We start from the raw sequence: 17,524 nt of genomic DNA, 5'->3' as shown, positions 1-17,524 counted from the left end.
GTTACATATTAGGCATTATTCGACCTCGGTCGCAAGCTTCTTTACCCAGGTGCATCCTCCGCCCGGGCCACGACAGTCCTGACCCGTCGTAGCCGGCCTTTATGCTCACCGCATGCTCGATCGTGGCTCCTACCCGTCCGTCGAATGGGCCGAGGTCTGCCTCTGGATCGCGGAACACCGGCCGGATCTCGATGCTCGCCTTGGCGCAGTCCAACCGCCTGCTTTGCCTCTCGACGACCGCAAGCCCTCGCGTTGACGAGCGCAGCATTGGCGTGCATCATCAACCCAAATGCGCTAGAATGTAACTGACAGGGATAGTTACTAGGAGGTGTTGAGATGGCGAATCAGACAGCGATGCAGGTGATGAAGGTGCTGCACAAGCAAGCCAACCCCACCGCCACCAAGCGCGGTACTCCCGAGATCGAGGCGCGACGCCTGGAGAAGTCTCGTCTGCTGGCGCTGAACAACGCGGCCGCCCTCGTTGTTCAGCTGAATCATTCCGCTGCAGAAACGGATGGTGTCGCCGTCCAGCGGTTGACCGACGACGCTCAGATCATGCTCGACGCCGCGGCGGGTTTCCAGGAACTCATCGACGATATCCCCAATGGTCGGCGACTCGCAGCATGATGCGAACTCGACGGCGTGCGTTCACGATCTACTCCGCAGCGGCCGCAGCGGCGGCGGCCGCAATCGCTCTCGCCGTCACGCAGTTCACCCCCGAGGTTGATCAGGTCGTGCCGGCCCCCGATCTCCGGGCACTGACGGACGCCGGTTACGTGACTATCGAAAATGATGCTGTCTCCTACGAGACCACGGCGATCACTGCCGCCCTCGAACAACTCCCCGTCGATACGACCGAAGAGACCACGGGCCCTTACGACCGGGACTATTTCGGCCAGCGGTGGGCGGATGTCGATCGCAATGGCTGCGACACCCGCAACGACGAGCTCGCGGCATGGATGAGTGACATCACCTTCAAGCCCCAGACCAACAACTGCGTTGTCCTTAACGGCACGCTCGAAGACCCTTTCACCGGTCAGACGATCACCTTTACCCGGGGGCAGGGAACCAGCGAGGCAGTGCAGATCGATCACCTCTGGCCCCTGGCTGCGGTTTGGCAGCGCGGCGCCGACGGATGGAGCGACCAGAAGCGACTCGAGTTCGCGAACGACCCTCTCAACCTCACACCCGTCGACGGGCCCACGAATCAGTCCAAGAGCGACAGCGGTCCGGAGTGGTTCCCCCCGAATCAGAGCTACCGCTGCACATACGCGGCACGGCTCGTTCTCGTCGCCGCCACCTACGGGATTGAGCTGACGAAGGCCGACCGATTGTCTCTCTACTCGGCACTCGCCGACTGCAGCTAAGCGCTCACCTTGCGGCGACCAGGCGGCGCCGACTATCCCTCCGAAGCACGAAATCCGCATTGCAAACGCACCCCTGCTGAGGCTCGCGGCTTAGCCTGCGAGCGAGATGTCGGGGGCGTGCAGTACTGTCTTCGGAAGACGCCCGGCTGGGTGTGGCGGTTGAGAAGTGATCCCTGACAAGACGCTCCTCCAACTCCCGCCATTCCCGCCGGGCGCCGTCATGCGTACGATCGTGGCCGATCCTGCGCGACGCCGCCGGCGCTTCCGGACAGTCGACTGCCGGCCTATAGCCTGAGGACGATGAGGAGGATGAGGATCTCGCGTTCTGGCTCCCTTCAATGAGCTAGGAGCATAATGACCCGAATCTTCGACAACATCGAGTTGAACCTCGGTGGCCACCTCGTCGAAACGCTGTCCGAGTCCAACCGCATCGATGCCGCTGTCGGGTACTTCAATATCCGCGGCTGGAAGCTGTTCGGTGACGTCGTCCACGGACGTTCCGCTGGTGGCCCGCCGATCGCTCGAGTGCTGATCGGCATGGTTCATGGCGAGCCAGAGGAACAGGTGCTTGACCACCTGCAGCGCACACTCGAGGGAGGCCCACTCGAGGACGTGATCGATCGGAAGACCGCGCAGGCACGTCAGCAGCAGGCCAAGCTCAAGTTCCGGCAGCAGCTGATGCGCGGGGCGCCCACCGCGCAGGACGAGGCCACCATTCGGGAACTTCGCGCGCAGCTGGCGGACGGTCGGGTCGCGATCAAGCTGTTCACCCGCCGCCCCCTCCACGGCAAGACCTATATCTGCCACCGGGACGACAAGATCACACCGATCGTCGCCTACGTCGGTTCATCCAATCTCACGATCGCTGGCCTCGCGAACAACTACGAGCTCAACGTCGATGTGGTCGACTCGGACGGAGCCGCGAAACTCGACGGCTGGTTCGAGGATCGATGGGACGACAAGTTCTCCATCGACGTCACCGCCGACCTCATCGAGATCATCGACGAGTCCTGGGCAAGCGAGACACCGCTGACCCCCTACGAGGTCTACCTCAAGGTCTGCTGGCACCTCTCCCGCGATGTGCGCGAGGGTCTTATCGAGTACACACTGCCGCCGTCAATGCGCGACCAGTTGCTTGAGTATCAGGAGAGCGCCGTGAAGACGCTGTCCCGTCGCATCATGACCAAGGGCGGTGCCATGCTCGGCGACGTCGTCGGCCTCGGCAAGACGATCACCGCAACGGCCACCGCGATGATGCTCAATGAGGCTGAGGGCTACCGCACGCTCATCGTCTGCCCCGTCAACCTGGTGAAGATGTGGGAGGAATACAAAGAGCGCTACGCGCTGAACGCCACTGTCGTCCCGTACAGCATGGCGGCCAAGCGCCTGCCCAACCTCGGTCGCTACCAGTTCGTGATCGTCGACGAGTCGCACACGCTGCGCAACGACACCCGCCAGGACTACCGGGCGCTCTACGACTACATCCGCAACTACGACTGCCGGGTGCTGCTACTCACCGCGACGCCATACAACATCCGCTTCAAGGACGTCGGAAATCAGCTGGGGTTGTACATCGACCCCGACGACGATCTCGGGCTGCAGCCCGTGGTCGCGATGACGCTAGACGACCGATTCGCGGAGAGGCTCGACGGCAAGACGAGCACGCTCGAGGCGTTCAAGCGCAGCGAGGAGCCCGATGACTGGAAGCGGCTGATGAGCGAGCACCTAATCCGCCGCACCCGCTCGTTCGTGCGGAAGAACTATGCGCTCGTCGACGAGCAGGGCAAGGAGTACCTCACCTTCGCGAACGGGACGAGGTTCACGTTCCCGGCCCGTGTGCCCAAGCCGCTCGTGCACTCGTTCGGCGAGCACGACCCCGCAGCCAAGATGGAGTCCGTCGAGACCCTCGACGCGATCGACAATCTGAACCTGCCGCGCTACAACCTGTCCGCATATCTCCGGAAGTCGCTCACGCTCACGCCCGAGGAGAAGGTGATCGTTGAGCGCTTCGAACGCGGCAGCGGCCACCTGATCGGGTTCGTACGCAGTGGGCTCTACAAGCGGCTGTCCAGCTGCGGGTACTCGTTCATGCTGTCGCTGCAGCGCCACATCGCCCGCAACCAGCTGTACATCTACGCCGTCGAGAACGACCTCGACCTCCCGCTGGGCACACTGCTGGATGTCATGCTCACCTCGTCCGAGAGCGACGACGACGCCGAAGAGGATTACGAGGACATCGAGCCGCCGACCTCCGGGGATGGCCAGAGCGAATACGAAGCACTTCGCGCATCTGCACCAAAGTCGGTGCGGTGGATCCGCCCTTCCATCTTCACCCCGAACATGCTCGACGACCTTAAGGCCGACACGGCAACGCTCACTGGGCTGCTCAACGAGTTCGGCGCGTGGACGGCGGATGCGGACTCGAAGCTGGCCGAGATCCTCAAGCTTCTGACTGAGACGCACCCCGACGAGAAGGTGCTGATCTTCACCGAGTACAAAGACACAGCCAACTACGTCGCCGAAGCGATCAAGGCCGCAGGTGTCGACCGGGTGGGGATCGCCAGCGGCGACACCAACAACCCGACCGACGTCGCCCGCAGATTCGCCCCCCTGTCCAACATGCTCGGCTCCGCGACACTCACCGACATCGAGCTCAACAAGATCATCGACCCCGCAGCCGAGTACAGAGTGCTCGTCGCGACCGACGTGCTCTCCGAAGGGCAGAACCTCCAGGACGCGCACATCGTGGTCAACTACGACCTCCCGTGGGCGATCATCCGTCTGATCCAGCGTGCCGGCCGCGTCGACCGCGTCGGTCAGAAGTCGGATGAGGTGATCATCTACTCGCTATGGCACGACGGCGTGGAGCAGGTGCTGAACCTCCGCCAGCGCATCGCTGACCGCCTCCACGCCAACGCCGAGGTATTCGGATCGGACGAACAGTTCTTCGGCTCAGAGGACGAGGTGAAGATCATCGAGGATCTCTACAAGGGCAAGCTCGACGACAACGAGATCGACAACGAGGTTGACGCATCCAGCCTCGCCTATGAGGTGTGGAACTCCGCCGAGCAAGAGCACCCCGAGCTCGCCGACCGCGTCAAATCACTGCCCGACCTCGTCTACGCGACCAGGCCATCACTATCCGACCGAGACGTCGACGGCGTGGTCTGTTACGTCCGCACTGAAAACGACAACGACGGGTTCGGCTTCGGATCCGCCGAGGGTATCCGTCTGCTCACCGGGCAAGAGGCGCTTAGCCGATTCCGATGCGAAATCGACACCCCGGCGCTACCCGCCCGCGCGGACCACTTCCCGCTCCTGATTCAGATGGCACAAGGGAATCTCATCCAGAGCGGAAACATCGAAGGCCGCCTCAGCGGTGTTCGCAAGCGAGTATGGAACCGTCTCAACGGCGCCCTGGTGGCCGGGAAGGGCGATGTCGCCGACGCACTCGAGGCCATCTTCACCCGCCCTCTCACCAAGGAGGCCGAGAAGCGATTCACGACCGCGCTGGCTGCGCGCAGCGACGTCGACGACCTGGCAGACCTTCTCGTGCTACTCCATCGCGACAAGCGGCTCGTTATCGACATCGCCGCAGCCGATCCGATCCACATCGTGTGCTCAATGGGGGTGGCATCATGAGCGCGTCAACCAGGATGAAGCTCGTCAACTCGGGTGATTTTCAGACCCTCTTCCTCGAGGAGCTCGGCTGGGACAAGCCAGACCTCGCACCACTACGCATCACCGTCGACGAGCAGACCTATACGTTGCAGCAGGTCGCCGGTTACTCGGGCCTGCGAGTGTGGCTCTGCAACGAACTGCCCGATTCACGCACGCAACGACTGATCGACCAGCAGGTACGCAAGGTCTCCGATGCGCGACTGCTCATCTTCGCCGATCACACCCGGCAGGAGTGGCGATGGCTGCAATCGGCGGATGCCGACGGGGTCGGCCAGCCGCGCCTGGCTCTGCACCGGCACACCGTTGGCACAACCAACGAGGCTCTCAGCCAGCGACTCGGCACCATCGAGATCAAGATCGACGAGAGTCCCACCCTCATTGAGGTGCTGCGCAAGATGCGCGCAGCCTTCGATGCCGACATCGTCACCAAGCGGTTCTACGACCAGTTCGTCCGCAGGCAGCGCGCACTCACCGTCGCCATCCAGGGCATCCCCGACGACAGCGAGCGGGAGTGGTACTCATCGTTGATGATGAACCGACTGATGTTCATCTACTTCATGCAGAAGAAGTCGTTCATGGACCAGGACACCGACTATCTGCGGAATCGACTCAACCAGCTCCGCGATCTGGTCGGCACAGGCCAGTTCTACGGGTTCTATCGCGACTTCCTGCTCCCGATGTTCCACGAGGGGCTGGGCCAGAAGGCTGATTCACGGAGGTATCCCAACGATGTTGTCGCCGACTTGGTCGGAGACGTGCCCTACATCAACGGGGGAATCTTCGCCGAGCACAAGCTCGAACACGACAACACCATTGAGATCCCCGACGAGATCTTCACCTCGATCTTCGACCTGTTCGACCGCTTCCAGTGGCATCTCGACGATCGCCCGACAGCTTCTCAGAACGAGATCAATCCCGACGTGCTCGGCTACATCTTCGAGCAGTTCGTCAACGAGAAGGACAGCCTCGACAACCGCGGCTCCGACAAAGGCGCTTACTACACGAAGGAAGACGTCACGCACTTCATGGCCAGCAACGCCATCGTGCCCGTGTTCCTTGAGCGCCTGATTGACCGCACCGGAGTCAACCCATGGCGCTACCTTCGCGAAGCTCCCGAACGGTACATCTGGTCAAGCCTGGCATGGGGGACCGACGAGCCGCTGCCGGCCGAGATTGAGGCGCAGCGCACGGCTCGGCGCCGACCTCTGTGGGACGGTCCCGCCAGCGAAGATCTCGGGCTCCCGGGAGAGACCTGGTGGGAAACCGACCGGCGGCGCAACGAGCACGCCAAGCTACTCGCTGCAGCCAAGTCCGGGCACATCGACTCCGTAGACCGAGCAGTCACCGAAAACATCGACCTCGAGCAGCTCGCGGTCGACACGATCGACCAGCTGAACGCCCCAGAGCAAGCGCTGGCCGCGTGGCAGATCCTCACCGCCATACGCGTCATCGACCCGACATGTGGCTCAGGAGCCTTCCTGTTCGCCGGTTTGCGGGTGCTGCAGCCGCTGTACGACGCCACGCTCGATGCTCTGGACCGTCACGTCCGATCGACAGCGTTTCCCGAGGGCGAGGCACTGCTCGAGAACGTCTCCAAGCACGCCAACACCGAGTACTTCGTCCTCAAGCACGCCACCCTCAGCAACCTCTACGGCGTCGACATCATGCGCGAAGCGGTCGAGGTCGCCCGGCTCCGGCTCTTCCTGAAACTCGTGGCATCCATCGACGATCGCAAGGATCTCGAACCGCTCCCCGACCTCGATTTCAACATCAAGCCGGGAAACACTCTCGTCGGAGCCCTCACCGTGGATTCCCTCGAAGAGGACAGCGGCACCCTGTTCACCAGTGACCGGATCACCGATGTCAAGAAGTCCGCTGCGCGGATCTCCGAGCGCTACGCCGCGTTCCGGGAGCGCCAGGAGACCAACGAATCGTCCGTCAGCCTGCGCCGCGAACTTGTCGCGCTGCTCGACGAGGTGCGCCGAGACGTCGATGACCTCTACCACTCAGCAACGATGGTGCCCCAGCCTCTGACGGCATGGGTCGAGACGCACCACCCCTTCCACTGGTTCGTCGAGTTCCCCGAGGTCTTCGAGCAGGGCGGGTTCGACGTCGTGATTGGGAACCCTCCATACGTGAACCGTCGCGAGCTCAGCTACCGCATCACCGGCTTCAAGACAGATGACGTAGACGACATATACGCATCGTGCTGTGAGCGATCCGCACAGATCACCCGCCCCGATGGGCGTCTAAGCCTCATCGTCCCAATCCGCAGCCAGTTCGGCGACCGTGACGAGTCGCTTCGGAAGTACTACGCCGAACGATTCGGCACGATCTGGGTGAGCACGTTTCAGGAGCGGCCGGCAGCGCTGTTCCAGGTCAAGGTACGCAGCACGATTATCACCGCCGCCGGGCAAGGGAAAGCGTCAGAGATTCACACCACGATCACCCATAGTTGGATCGAGCCGTTCCGACCTCACCTGATGGCGACGCTCCGATACGCACGGCGGCCGAACAGCACGAAGACGCCCAACTGGATGCGGTCGAGTGGCGATGCCATGTTCGAACTCATGGACACGTTGCTGGCGAAGGGATCACTGCAGGCATCCTTGGTTCGCGTAAGCGACTTCTCGGTGGGATTCAAGAAGACCGCGACCTACTTCCTCAGCACCTACACGGTGTCGCCGGTGACGTACGAGAAGTCCACCCATGCATCCGTGCCGCTGAACGAGGGAAAGTTGTTCACCCAGCACCGCAACGACCAGCTGGCAGTGAGCGCCGTCGCCGCTTCACGACTGGCCTTTCTGTGGTGGACCTTCACCGGCGACTGCTTCAACGTCACCAAGGGGACCATGTCGGCGATCCCGTTCTCGTTGCGCAGCTGCGACCAGACAACTCGCGACGCGCTGATTGACTTGGGGAAGCGGATCGAGACTGCGTTGCCCGATGTCCAGTCATGGGATCTCAACTCCGGCAAGTACGTCGGCGGCTACGCGGTCCCCGAGCTACGCCACCTCACCGACGAGGCCGACGAGATCATTTTGACCTCGATCGGGCGTATGGATCTGCTGCCAGAAATCCAGTACGCGCACGCCCGCATGTTCAAGAGCACGGGCATGTCTGCAACGACCCTACGCACGCTACCCTTCGAGGTCTCCTAGTCACGCGCACCATCAGCTACTGGTCGCGAGCAAGCTCATCGGCGAAAGCCCGTGTGATCGCTTCCTCATCCGGGAGAGCTCGTTGTGCCTCTTCGCCGAGTTCGTAGCGGCTGACCGCGACCGGCTGGGTTGTTGAAGCGAGTGCGTAGCGAACGACAGTGTCGTTCTTGCCAGCGACGAGCAGGATGCCGACGGTCGGCTGGTGCTTGTCGCGGATCCGAAGCCGGTCGTCGACGACGGCGACGTAGAAGCCGAGCTGCCCGGCGTCGCGCGGATCGAACTTGGTGGTCTTGAGCTCGATGACGACATAGCGCAGCTGCTCGACGTGGAAGAACAATAAGTCGACGTAGAAGTCGTCGCCGTCAATGTCGAAGTGCACCTGGCGGCCGACGAACGCGAAACCAGGGCCGAGCTCGCGCATGGTGTCAAGGATCCGGTCGACCATGCGCTGCTCGAGCTCACGCTCGGACGCATCGCCGTCGACGGCGAGGAACTCGAGCGCGTAGGGGTCCTTCGTGAGCTCCTGCGCCTGGTCGGAGTCCAGCCGCTCGAGCGCGCCGGCGAAGTTGCTTGGCGCAGCGGCCTCCCGCTCGTGCAGGCGGGTCGTGATCTGGTGAGCGAGCATCGGCCGGCTCCACTGGTGGTGTGCGTCCTTCGCGGCGTACCAGTTGCGCGTCTCCTGGTCGTCGAGCTTGTCGAGCAGCTCGATCACGTGTCCCCACGGCAATTGTGCAATGGGTCGTTGCACAATCTCAGTGGCGTCCGGCCAGGCACCAGCGAAGGCCCGCATGTAGAGCAGGTTCCGGCGGGAGAACCCCTTCATCGACGGGAACTCCGCGCGCAGATCTGCTGCAAGGCGATCCAGGACCTTCGATCCCCATCCCTGCTCGGCTTGCCTGTCGATGATGGTTCGGCCGATCTGCCACCACAGCTGCAGCAGTTCGGTGTTCGCCCTCCGCTGCACACGCAGACGCGCCTCGTGCACCTGCCGTTTCAGCTCCTCAAGCGTGGCGGTGTAGTCGTCCGGGATGAGGTCGCTCATGGGCCCGATCCTCCCAGAACGTTCCAACGACGGCCGGCAAGGAGTGGATGAGCTTGTCGGGTCTCTTACACTGAGCTATAGTTAGTAACTGTCAGGGATACAGACTAAATGGAGTGATCATGAGCTCACAGGTTGTCCGCAGTGACACAATCGATCTGCTCGTCTCAGCGCTGATGGTCTTGGGGTTGAGCCCCGATCCAGCGAAGCCTCTGCCGACCGGGGAGCAGTGCGTCACGCACATCGCCGATGGCGTCGGCCGTGAGCTGGCAGAGGCGAACCTCGATGCCGTCAGTCTCTCCGAGGGGTCGAACCCGCCGGAGGCTGCGTATCGCTGGCGGCCGGTGATGGAGGTCGCACTGAGGTATGCCCTGTCGCCCGCGACGGCTGTTCAGGTGGAGGCGGCGCGCCGCTACTTGGTTCGCAACTGCGCCGCGCACCCAGGGTGGGAGCAGTCGCAGGCGCGACAGATCGTGGCTCGCCTTGGCGAGAGCTTGCGGCGGGGCCCGCTGCAGCGGTGGCCTCGAGAGAGTCACGGCGACTTCCGCGGCATCGCCGTCTGCGTTCCCGGATGGACTCGAGACGACGGGTTCCCGGCGCTGCAGTCGAGGGCTGACGCATGAGCACCCCGTCGCGGCCGAGCGGTCCCCTTCCTGCGGCGCTCCAGCGTCGCTTGCGGCGCCAACTGATGGTGCTCGTGTTCGCGGGCGCAGCAGGCCTTGCGGGATGGCTCGGTTTTCTCGTGATGCCGATTCTCGATCGGGTGCTGCTCGTGGGGCTGCTGCTGTTGTTGTCCTACGCGCTGACGGTCTCGCTCATCGACTTCTTCCGTCGGGAGTAGGTGAGGTGAGATGGCCAGGCAGACGATCAGCTGGACACAGGGTGTGCGATTCACCGCCACCGTCGATGTCGACGAGAGCGAGCTCACGCGGTGGGCGTCCGGCGCAGTTCACGTGCGCACCATTGACGGCGAGGTAACTCGTTCAGCCGGCAGCGAGGATGTGTCACGGATGCTCGGGTCGAATCAGCACCTGCGTGCCGCGCTGTTGCAGTCGTGGGTGGCTGAGAAGGCTCAGGAGCAGCAGTGAGGGCGCCCGCACGCGGACGCCCTCACTGCTGCGGTGGTCAGACGAGTCGAGCGACTGGCGGAGAAGCAATATTGAAGGTTGCGCTATTCGCAAGCACGCGTCGATCCGCTCATGCCTTTGAGCGACAGCTAGCAGATCGTCGTCCGCCGAGTGTGGTGGGCTTGTACCTCTCCTCTGTTGCGGAGATCTCCGGGCAGGCGCGTCCCGCTGACGAGAGCCACAAACTCCAGGCGGAGTCTCTTCGGTGGTTGCTCTGATCACGTCGTTCGATACACTCGGAATGTGCATTTGTACTTCCTGTGACGGCTGAGTAAGGCCTACCGCGCTCGTTGAGTCGTCCGAGCCTGCGGCGGCCGCTCGTTCTCGACCCTGCACGGGTCGCCGTCACCTTGCGCACCCTCGCACGCTTCATAGCCGTGCGGTGCGTCGTTTCCGAAGGATACGAATGCTCTCCCTCAACACCCCTCTACCAGCGCGCCATCGCGCGCAGCTCATCGCCTCCGACGTCTCCGTAACGCGCGGAGCCACCCCCGTCCTCAGCCACGTCGACCTCACGGTCACGGCCACCTCGCGAGTAGCGATCGTGGGCGAGAACGGCCGGGGGAAGTCGACGCTCCTGCACGTCCTCAGCGGCGCTCTCACCCCGGACAGCGGAGTAGTGCAGCGACTCGGGACGGTCGGCATAGCCGAACAAGAGATGCCGACCGGCGGCAACCGCACAGTGGGCCAGGCGGTCGCGGAAGCGATCGCGCAGCCGCTCGCCGCCGTTGCGGCCCTCGATTCGGCCGCGGTGTCACTCGCCGCAGGCGTCCCCGGCGCCGAAGAACGATACGCCGCCGCATTGGAACACGCCGAAGTCCTCGATGCGTGGGATGCCGAACGGCGGGTGCAGATCGCGTTGGAAGCACTCGACGCCGAAACGGAGCCATCCCGGCGCCTGGACGACCTCTCCGTCGGGCAGCGCTATCGAGTCCGTCTGGCGTGCCTGCTCGGCGCCGACGACGATTTCCTGCTCCTCGACGAACCCACAAATCACCTCGATCGAAGCGGCCTCGAGTTTCTGACCACGCAACTGCGGTCGCGAAACGGCGGCGTGGTCGTCGTCACCCATGATCGCGCGCTGCTCTCCGACGTCGCGGAGACGATCGTGGACCTCGACCCGACCCCGGATGACCGGGTGCGCGTGTACGGCAACGGTTATGCCGGCTACCGCGAGGGCCGGCGCGCCGAGCGCGAACGGTGGGAGCACGAATTCGAGCGACAGCAGACCGAGCTCGCGCGGCTGCAGGACAGTCTCAGCTCGGCGCAGAACCGACTCGTCTCGGGGTGGCGACCAGAGAAGGGAACCAACAAGCACGGACGGGCCACGCGCGCGGGCGGGCTCGTGCAGAGCGTGCATCGCCGGCAGGAGCAACTCGAAGCGCACGCGGTGACTGTTCCCGAGCCGCCGCAAGTGTTTCGCTTCCCGGAGCTTGCGACCCGAACCGGAGCGGTGCTGTTGAGCGTGGAGGACGTGACCGTGACCGGCAGGCTTACGCGCCCGGCGGCGTTCTCTCTGTCACACCGCGGGCGTCTCGTAGTGACCGGACCCAACGGGGCCGGCAAGTCCACACTGCTGAGCGTCGCAGCGGGAGACCTCCGCCCGGACACCGGCACCGTTCGTCGCCCGCAGAACGTGCGGCTCGCTTTTCTGCGCCAAGAGTCGGAGCTGCCGCTGGATCGTCGCGCGAGCGAGTTCTACGCAGCCCACGTCGACGCGCTCGTTCCATCGCGTGAGGCAGTCGGTCTCTCGCAGCTCGGGCTCCTGCGCGCCCGCGAATCGAGCAAGCGGATAGGTGAGCTGTCGATGGGCCAGCAACGGCGCCTCGAGCTGGCCCTGGTGCTCGCCACCAAGCCGCACGTGCTCTTGCTCGACGAACCGACCAACCACCTATCGATCGCGCTCGTCGACGAACTGACCGACGCGCTCAACGCCACCCAAGCGGCTGTTGTCGTATCCACCCACGACCGGCAGCTTCTCCGCGACGTCGAAGGCTGGCCGGCACTGCAACTGGAAGCTACGACCGAAAGCGAGGCGCTCGTATGACCCGCGAGACTCCCGACCGGCTGCGGGCGCTGCGCCCTCTCGCTACCCGCGACTACCGGCTGCTGTTCGCGGCCGTCGGTATCGAAGTCTTCGGCACCGGCATGTGGACCATCGTCATGGTGTTTCAGGTGCTCGCACTCGACGACAGCCCCCTTGCCCTGTCAGCCGTCGCTACCGGGCTCAGCCTCGGCCTCTTCGCTTTCTCGGTCCTCGGCGGGGTGGTAGCCGATCGCTTCTCGAAGCGGCGGATCATCATCACCGTGCAGGGACTCACCGCGGCGGTCATGGCCGCCGTCGCGGTGCTGTCCCTCACGGGCGCGATCGAGTTGTGGCATGTCGGGCTCGCCTCGTTCGCCATGGGCGCGGGTAGTGCGTTCTTCTACCCGGCCTACAGCGCCTACCTCCCCCAAGTACTACCGCCCGAACAACTGCTCGCCGCAAACGGGCTCGAAGGGGCTCTCCGGCCCTCGATGGGGCAGGGCCTCGGACCCGCCCTCGGAGGGATCATCGTCGGGGCGTTCTTCCCCGCCATCGGAGCGGTCATCGTCGCCGCGTCCTACGCAGTCGCGTTCGTCATCACACTGTTCCTCAGCCGCCGGGAGGAAACCACCGAACCGGAACAGTCGCAGCAACGCACGAGCGTGTGGGGCGACCTCAAAGCCGGGGTCCGCTACGTCGCCCGCACCCGCTGGCTGCTATGGACCCTGATCTTCGGATCATCCCTCGCGCTCATCATCCAGGGCCCAATCGAGGTACTTCTCCCCTTCCTCACCCGCGACCGATTCGACGACGCCGAAGCAACGTTCGGACTACTACTCGCCGCCTACGGAATCGGAGGCGCCATCGGATCGCTGATCGTGTCGTCACTCAAACTGCCCCGGCGATACCTGACACTGATGATCGGCCTCTGGGGCGGCGGAACCCTCCCGCTCGTGCTCATCGGCCTCGCCAACAACCTAATAGTGATGCTCGCCACACTGTTCGCGGTCGGAGCTGCCACAGGAGCCGGCGTGGTGATCTGGGGCACACTGCTTCAACGCCTCGTGCCACCCGAAATGATCGGCCGTGTCGCCAGTCTCGACTTCTTCGTCTCCATCGCGTTCATGCCCGTCTCGATCGCCATCGCCGGGCCCCTATCGCTGATCGTGCCGATACCAGCCATCTTCATCGTGGCCGGCGTCGCGCCGACGCTGCTCGCCATCGTCGCGCTTCTAGCCGGACGCATGCGGGACGTCGAGACGAGACACCCCCTGGACACTTGACCCAGCGCCGCACTGCGTCCCTGATTGTTAGCGTCCTGGAAGGAATTGACTCGGCTTGGAGTTCTCGGGCCGCGGCTGCCTGAACCCACTCCGATGTGCCCTCAGCGGGGGAGGAAATCTGCTCTCGCGGCGACGAACTCGGAATTGTCGCGTTGCGAGAACTGCGACCATCGGCTCGCTGTCTGCGGCGTGATTCCCATCTGAACGGCCACGATAGCGGCGGGGAGGTCGCTAGCGAGGGCGAGCATGGCGTAGTTCCGGGCGATCCGCGGGCTGACCCCGGCCCGCGCTATCCACCGTCCGAGGGTCGTGGGATGGATCGGCTCGTGGTGTCGTCGGGGAGATGGGAATAGATACGATCCCTCACCGGCTCGCCGAGTCGCCCCCGGATTCTGCTCAGCTTCTTTCACGAGCTGCGCGAAGAGTTGAGCGACCGAGTTCGGGATCTCGATGGGTTCTGTCGATAGCGCGAGATACGTTCGTCCTCCGGCTGTACTGGTGTCGACAGTGGTGAGCCGGTGGATGCGGTCGGTTCGAGCTCCGTAAAGGAGCACGAGCAGCGCGGCAACCCTGGTCGCGAGGCTCACCGTGTCGTCCGACCCGGCGATAAACGTGCGGACCAGAGCGTGATGCTCGTCCTCCCCGCTGACCTCGCTCGGCCTGGCCTGCTGTCCGCGCTCGACGCGGAGTCCCGGATACTGGCCGGTGGACCTGAGCCACGAGATGAACGGTGCGATGTCGCCGGTGCGGGCTGCGTTGCCGCCGACCCACCGGTCTAGGACCTCCTGTGTCAGCGCGGAGAAGCCCGCCCCTTCTTGCTCGACGTGCTGCAGGAGTCGCGCGGCCGCGCGGATCCGTTCACGCGCGGAATCTGCGACACCGACCGTGGTACGGCGGCGTCCTGCCCGCCGCCGCACAGTCCGCAGCACCTTCCATTGTGCATAGGGAGTGATCTCGGCGGCATGGTGTGAAGGAAGCTGGATCAGGTACTCGTCGACCCATGTTTCGAGCCGCTCAGTCTGCTCATCTCGTACCGGGAGAACGCCGACGTCGACCAGGAGCGCACGGAGATGATGTCGCGCCTGCCCAGGCGGACACGCGTCAACGCGCGCATGCGTGATCGACTCTTCCGACCCGATCGCTCGGAGCAGAGCTCTCGGGGTGGGCTTGAGCAGCCATCTCATGGTCGAGTCCACGCGACCTCGATAAACGAGCGCGTCCGGGAGCCCGGCCAAACGCCCGGGGATCACCCCCGTCGCGGACGCGAGGAGGTCGCCGGCGGCTCGAACGACGGAGCAGCGGATGCAGGTGTTCTCGAAGTGCTGCTCACCCGGGGCGCCACACGTGGCACAGACGTAGTCGCGCGTCGACCCTGCACACGGCCCGCAAACGCGCTCCCCTCGGTCATCGCGACCGATGAGCGCTTTCACCTGCCCACAAGACCCGCAGCCGTCGGGGTGGCGGAGCTCGCGTCGATAGCACACGCCGCATATAGACCCGAGGGGCCAGGTCGTATGAACCGCGCGCTTCTCACCGCAGATGGCGCACTCGGCGATGGGGGTGCGGTAGCAGCTGTGGCACAGATCTGCTACGCCATTCTGGTGGCGGGTTGCGACGCGTCGCTCCCGTCCGCATTGTCCGCACGCTCTGACCGGTGCGGAGTAGCAGCGCTGGCAGAGATCCTGACCGTCCACGATGGCGGTGACGTGATCGACACGGCCGCATCCCGCACACGCCCGCTTAGGGCGCGCGCAGTGCCCGCAGAGTGGTGCGCCGTCCTCGGCTCGAGCGCTGGGCGCACGGATGCGACCACAGCGCGAGCACTCCATACGTCGGCTGACGTTGTAGCACGGTCGGCAGAGCCCTCCACCGTCGGGGAGTCGTTTCACCCGCGGGGCGCGGCTTCCGCACTCGGAGCAAGGATGCTCCGGCACCACGGTCATTTCGAATGCCCGGGCCGATTGATCGTCGTTCGGCGGGCGGATACTCGGCTCTTCCGCGGGATGACTTCCCCGGAAGCCTTCCTGGCGGACGCCTCGACGATGCGGGGTTCGATGAGGTCGTTGGGTGTGCACTCAAGGATGTCGCACAGCGCGATCAGCGTAACCATGCTCAGGCGCTGCGGCTGACCCGTCACCAGCCGGTAGGTCTGCTCCCGGGAGAGCGCGACACCACGCTCAGCGAGCAGCGGCTGCAGGTCCGTCGTGGCGAACATTCCACGCTCCGCCATCTTCGCTCGCAGATGCCAGACGTAGTCCATCTCTTTCACCGTGCTGCCTCCTCGAAGTCGGCGCCGTAGCGGGTGTGAATAGCTTGGGTGAGCAGCCGGTTCCGGTACTCGTTAGAGACGCCGACGTAGATCGCGGTCGTCGAGGAAAACGAGTGCCCCACCTGCTCCTGAATGAACCGCTCCGGGTAGTCGAACTCCACCAGGTGCGTCACGTACGAGTGCCGCAACGAATGCAGATCCAACGAAGAGTCGATCCCCGCGGCATCACGAGCTGTACAGAACGCTTCGTTCGCCGCACGCCTGCTCAGCCTCGTGCCCCGTTCGGTCACCCACAGAGCAGGCGACGAACTCGACGATGACGACAACGCCGGCCGAACCTCATCGAGGTAGTGCGCCAGCGTCTCCGCGATCCAGCCCATCTCCGGAACGGTGAGCACCGTGCGCCGCTTCGACGGGCCCCCGCGGCTCGCTTTGCCATGGCGCACCGACAGTGCACCGAATCGGTCTAGGTGCGGCAGCTTCGCGTTGCGGCGGAGATCCACGAGATCAAGCATGACCGCCTCACGTCTTCGCAACCCGAACGCATAGACGCACTTGAGAAGCGCGGCGTCCCGCACGGCCTGAACCGCACCCTTTCGCCGTCGCGACAGGATCCGTGCGGCGAGCCCGTCGGCCGCATCGAACAGCGCCTGGACTTCGTCGAATGTCAACGGTCGCCGCGCGGCATCGCCCTCGTACTCGCTGACATGCACAATCGAGTTGTCCTCATGGAACACCTGTCTGGGTGCAGCGCCAAAACGCGCTTCACACTCGGACAGCCAGGGATATCGAGGATCAGTGATGTACTCGCAGAACATCTTGATGTCGATCTCGTATCCACGCAGCGTCGATAGCCGCAACGGCTTCACGCCCGAGCGCAGCTCACTGATCCACGCCTCCGCCTCCGCCGGCGTCCATTGCCACGGGTACATACCCGTGAAGTCCACGAACCGGCGCACGAGCCGCTCTCTCGCCGCAATCGTCGGAGCCTTCAAGAAGCGAGCAATCTGCTGGGCTCGCCACCCATTCAACATCCCGTCGAGCACGGCTCCCTCAGGGTCAAGATGAATGACATTCCGCGCGGAGACGAGCCGCTGCGCAGACGATGGATCAACTTCAAGCACATCCTCATGATGCATCCACTACAACATTGATGCAAATGAAGTACTCTGGGTGATCAAGAGTGGCGCAGAGACCCCCGGCCCCCTCGACATCCTTCTTGAGCTCAGGCTCTACCGCGCGGGCGATCGCGCTTCGCGCGTTGCATCGGATGGCAATATCGCCCGTTTGGCGAGCTCGTCGATCTTGTCTGGCCGGAACCCGGACCAATGGTCCTCGTCGGTGATGACGACCGGCGCCTGCAGATAGCCGAGGGCCTTGACGCGCTCGAGCGCATCGGCGTCCTGGCTCATGTCGACGACCTGGTAGTCGATGCCTTTCGAGTCCAGCGCTCTGTACGAGGCCGAGCATTGGACGCATGAAGGCTTGCTATAGACAAGCGGGCTGTGTTGCATTTCCTGCAACTGTGCGGGTTGGCGCATGATCGTTGATCTGGCGCGGAAACGAAGCCG

Annotated in this window: 14 protein-coding genes; 9 read left to right on the top strand and 5 right to left on the bottom strand. The window is 64.0% G+C overall.

Annotated features, from left to right (window positions below; translation table 11 throughout):
- The first annotated feature begins 336 nt into the window (after positions 1-336).
- From AC1Q49_RS11740 to AC1Q49_RS11725, 4 genes are all read left to right on the top strand, one after another.
- On the top strand, positions 337-627 hold the full coding sequence (locus AC1Q49_RS11740; RefSeq protein WP_269268619.1) for a hypothetical protein: 291 nt from the start codon (positions 337-339) through the stop codon (positions 625-627).
- Positions 624-1,367, top strand: coding sequence for an HNH endonuclease family protein (locus AC1Q49_RS11735; protein ID WP_269268618.1), 744 nt, complete (start codon positions 624-626; stop codon positions 1,365-1,367). The genes AC1Q49_RS11740 and AC1Q49_RS11735 overlap by 4 nt, the downstream gene beginning before the upstream one ends.
- Before the next feature lie 354 nt (positions 1,368-1,721).
- Positions 1,722-5,009 carry a helicase-related protein gene (locus AC1Q49_RS11730; protein ID WP_269268617.1) on the top strand — a complete coding sequence of 1,096 codons (3,288 nt, stop codon included), beginning with the start codon at positions 1,722-1,724 and terminating at the stop codon, positions 5,007-5,009.
- A gap of 14 nt (positions 5,010-5,023) precedes the next feature.
- Complete coding sequence (locus tag AC1Q49_RS11725; RefSeq protein WP_492492340.1) at positions 5,024-8,209, top strand: Eco57I restriction-modification methylase domain-containing protein; 3,186 nt, start codon at positions 5,024-5,026, stop codon at positions 8,207-8,209.
- Between the two features lie 16 nt (positions 8,210-8,225).
- On the opposite strand, the gene AC1Q49_RS11720 is transcribed toward AC1Q49_RS11725, so the two are convergent.
- Positions 8,226-9,251 carry a PDDEXK nuclease domain-containing protein gene (locus AC1Q49_RS11720; RefSeq protein ID WP_492492338.1) on the bottom strand — a complete coding sequence of 342 codons (1,026 nt, stop codon included), beginning with the start codon at positions 9,249-9,251 and terminating at the stop codon, positions 8,226-8,228.
- 119 nt (positions 9,252-9,370) lie between these two features.
- Here AC1Q49_RS11720 and AC1Q49_RS11715 point away from each other — a divergent pair, with 119 nt between their 5' ends.
- The 5 genes from AC1Q49_RS11715 to AC1Q49_RS11695 all read left to right on the top strand — a co-directional run bounded on the left by AC1Q49_RS11715 (position 9,371) and on the right by AC1Q49_RS11695 (position 13,684).
- The gene (locus tag AC1Q49_RS11715) at positions 9,371-9,871 is read left to right on the top strand and encodes a hypothetical protein (RefSeq protein WP_269268595.1); all 501 of its coding nucleotides are present in this window, start codon (positions 9,371-9,373) and stop codon (positions 9,869-9,871) included.
- Positions 9,868-10,089 (top strand): hypothetical protein, encoded by a 222-nt coding sequence (locus AC1Q49_RS11710; RefSeq protein ID WP_269268594.1) that lies wholly within the window; start codon positions 9,868-9,870, stop codon positions 10,087-10,089. Before AC1Q49_RS11715 ends, AC1Q49_RS11710 begins: the two co-directional genes overlap by 4 nt.
- Positions 10,090-10,099: 10 nt before the next feature.
- On the top strand, positions 10,100-10,336 hold the full coding sequence (locus tag AC1Q49_RS11705; RefSeq protein ID WP_269268593.1) for a hypothetical protein: 237 nt from the start codon (positions 10,100-10,102) through the stop codon (positions 10,334-10,336).
- Between the two features lie 445 nt (positions 10,337-10,781).
- Entirely contained in the window at positions 10,782-12,422 is a 1,641-nt protein-coding gene (locus AC1Q49_RS11700; protein ID WP_184219691.1) for an ABC-F family ATP-binding cassette domain-containing protein, read from the top strand.
- On the top strand, positions 12,419-13,684 hold the full coding sequence (locus AC1Q49_RS11695) for an MFS transporter (protein ID WP_071329986.1): 1,266 nt from the start codon (positions 12,419-12,421) through the stop codon (positions 13,682-13,684). Before AC1Q49_RS11700 ends, AC1Q49_RS11695 begins: the two co-directional genes overlap by 4 nt.
- A 101-nt stretch (positions 13,685-13,785) precedes the next feature.
- Here the strand turns inward: AC1Q49_RS11695 and AC1Q49_RS11690 are convergent, their stop codons facing one another.
- From AC1Q49_RS11690 to nrdH, 4 genes are all read right to left on the bottom strand, one after another.
- On the bottom strand, positions 13,786-14,868 hold the full coding sequence (locus AC1Q49_RS11690) for a hypothetical protein (protein ID WP_143049337.1): 1,083 nt from the start codon (positions 14,866-14,868) through the stop codon (positions 13,786-13,788).
- Between the two features lie 755 nt (positions 14,869-15,623).
- A complete protein-coding gene (locus AC1Q49_RS11685) occupies positions 15,624-15,944 on the bottom strand; it encodes a helix-turn-helix domain-containing protein (RefSeq protein WP_071330018.1) in 321 nt (106 codons plus the stop codon).
- Positions 15,945-15,949: 5 nt separating this feature from the next.
- A complete protein-coding gene (locus AC1Q49_RS11680; protein ID WP_071330019.1) occupies positions 15,950-17,092 on the bottom strand; it encodes a tyrosine-type recombinase/integrase in 1,143 nt (380 codons plus the stop codon).
- Positions 17,093-17,185: 93 nt separating this feature from the next.
- Complete coding sequence (nrdH, locus tag AC1Q49_RS11675; RefSeq protein WP_492492361.1) at positions 17,186-17,467, bottom strand: glutaredoxin-like protein NrdH; 282 nt, start codon at positions 17,465-17,467, stop codon at positions 17,186-17,188.
- Between the last annotated feature and the right edge of the window lie 57 nt (positions 17,468-17,524).

Source organism: Microbacterium sp. MPR-TSA4 (assembly GCF_058792815.1).
Note: the sequence above shows the minus strand (reverse complement) of the source record. Positions and strands in the feature narration are given on the sequence as shown.

What these genes read in the sequence shown, in the direction of transcription:
- AC1Q49_RS11740 (WP_269268619.1), top strand. Translation starts at nt 337, where the DNA reads ATGGCGAATCAGACAGCGATGCAGGTGATGAAGGTGCTGCACAAGCAA.
- AC1Q49_RS11735 (WP_269268618.1), top strand. Translation starts at nt 624, where the DNA reads ATGATGCGAACTCGACGGCGTGCGTTCACGATCTACTCCGCAGCGGCC.
- AC1Q49_RS11730 (WP_269268617.1), top strand. Translation starts at nt 1,722, where the DNA reads ATGACCCGAATCTTCGACAACATCGAGTTGAACCTCGGTGGCCACCTC.
- AC1Q49_RS11725 (WP_492492340.1), top strand. Translation starts at nt 5,024, where the DNA reads ATGAAGCTCGTCAACTCGGGTGATTTTCAGACCCTCTTCCTCGAGGAG.
- AC1Q49_RS11720 (WP_492492338.1), bottom strand. Translation starts at nt 9,251, where the DNA reads ATGAGCGACCTCATCCCGGACGACTACACCGCCACGCTTGAGGAGCTG.
- AC1Q49_RS11715 (WP_269268595.1), top strand. Translation starts at nt 9,371, where the DNA reads ATGAGCTCACAGGTTGTCCGCAGTGACACAATCGATCTGCTCGTCTCA.
- AC1Q49_RS11710 (WP_269268594.1), top strand. Translation starts at nt 9,868, where the DNA reads ATGAGCACCCCGTCGCGGCCGAGCGGTCCCCTTCCTGCGGCGCTCCAG.
- AC1Q49_RS11705 (WP_269268593.1), top strand. Translation starts at nt 10,100, where the DNA reads ATGGCCAGGCAGACGATCAGCTGGACACAGGGTGTGCGATTCACCGCC.
- AC1Q49_RS11700 (WP_184219691.1), top strand. Translation starts at nt 10,782, where the DNA reads ATGCTCTCCCTCAACACCCCTCTACCAGCGCGCCATCGCGCGCAGCTC.
- AC1Q49_RS11695 (WP_071329986.1), top strand. Translation starts at nt 12,419, where the DNA reads ATGACCCGCGAGACTCCCGACCGGCTGCGGGCGCTGCGCCCTCTCGCT.
- AC1Q49_RS11690 (WP_143049337.1), bottom strand. Translation starts at nt 14,868, where the DNA reads ATGAGATGGCTGCTCAAGCCCACCCCGAGAGCTCTGCTCCGAGCGATC.
- AC1Q49_RS11685 (WP_071330018.1), bottom strand. Translation starts at nt 15,944, where the DNA reads ATGGACTACGTCTGGCATCTGCGAGCGAAGATGGCGGAGCGTGGAATG.
- AC1Q49_RS11680 (WP_071330019.1), bottom strand. Translation starts at nt 17,092, where the DNA reads ATGCATCATGAGGATGTGCTTGAAGTTGATCCATCGTCTGCGCAGCGG.
- nrdH (WP_492492361.1), bottom strand. Translation starts at nt 17,467, where the DNA reads ATGCAACACAGCCCGCTTGTCTATAGCAAGCCTTCATGCGTCCAATGC.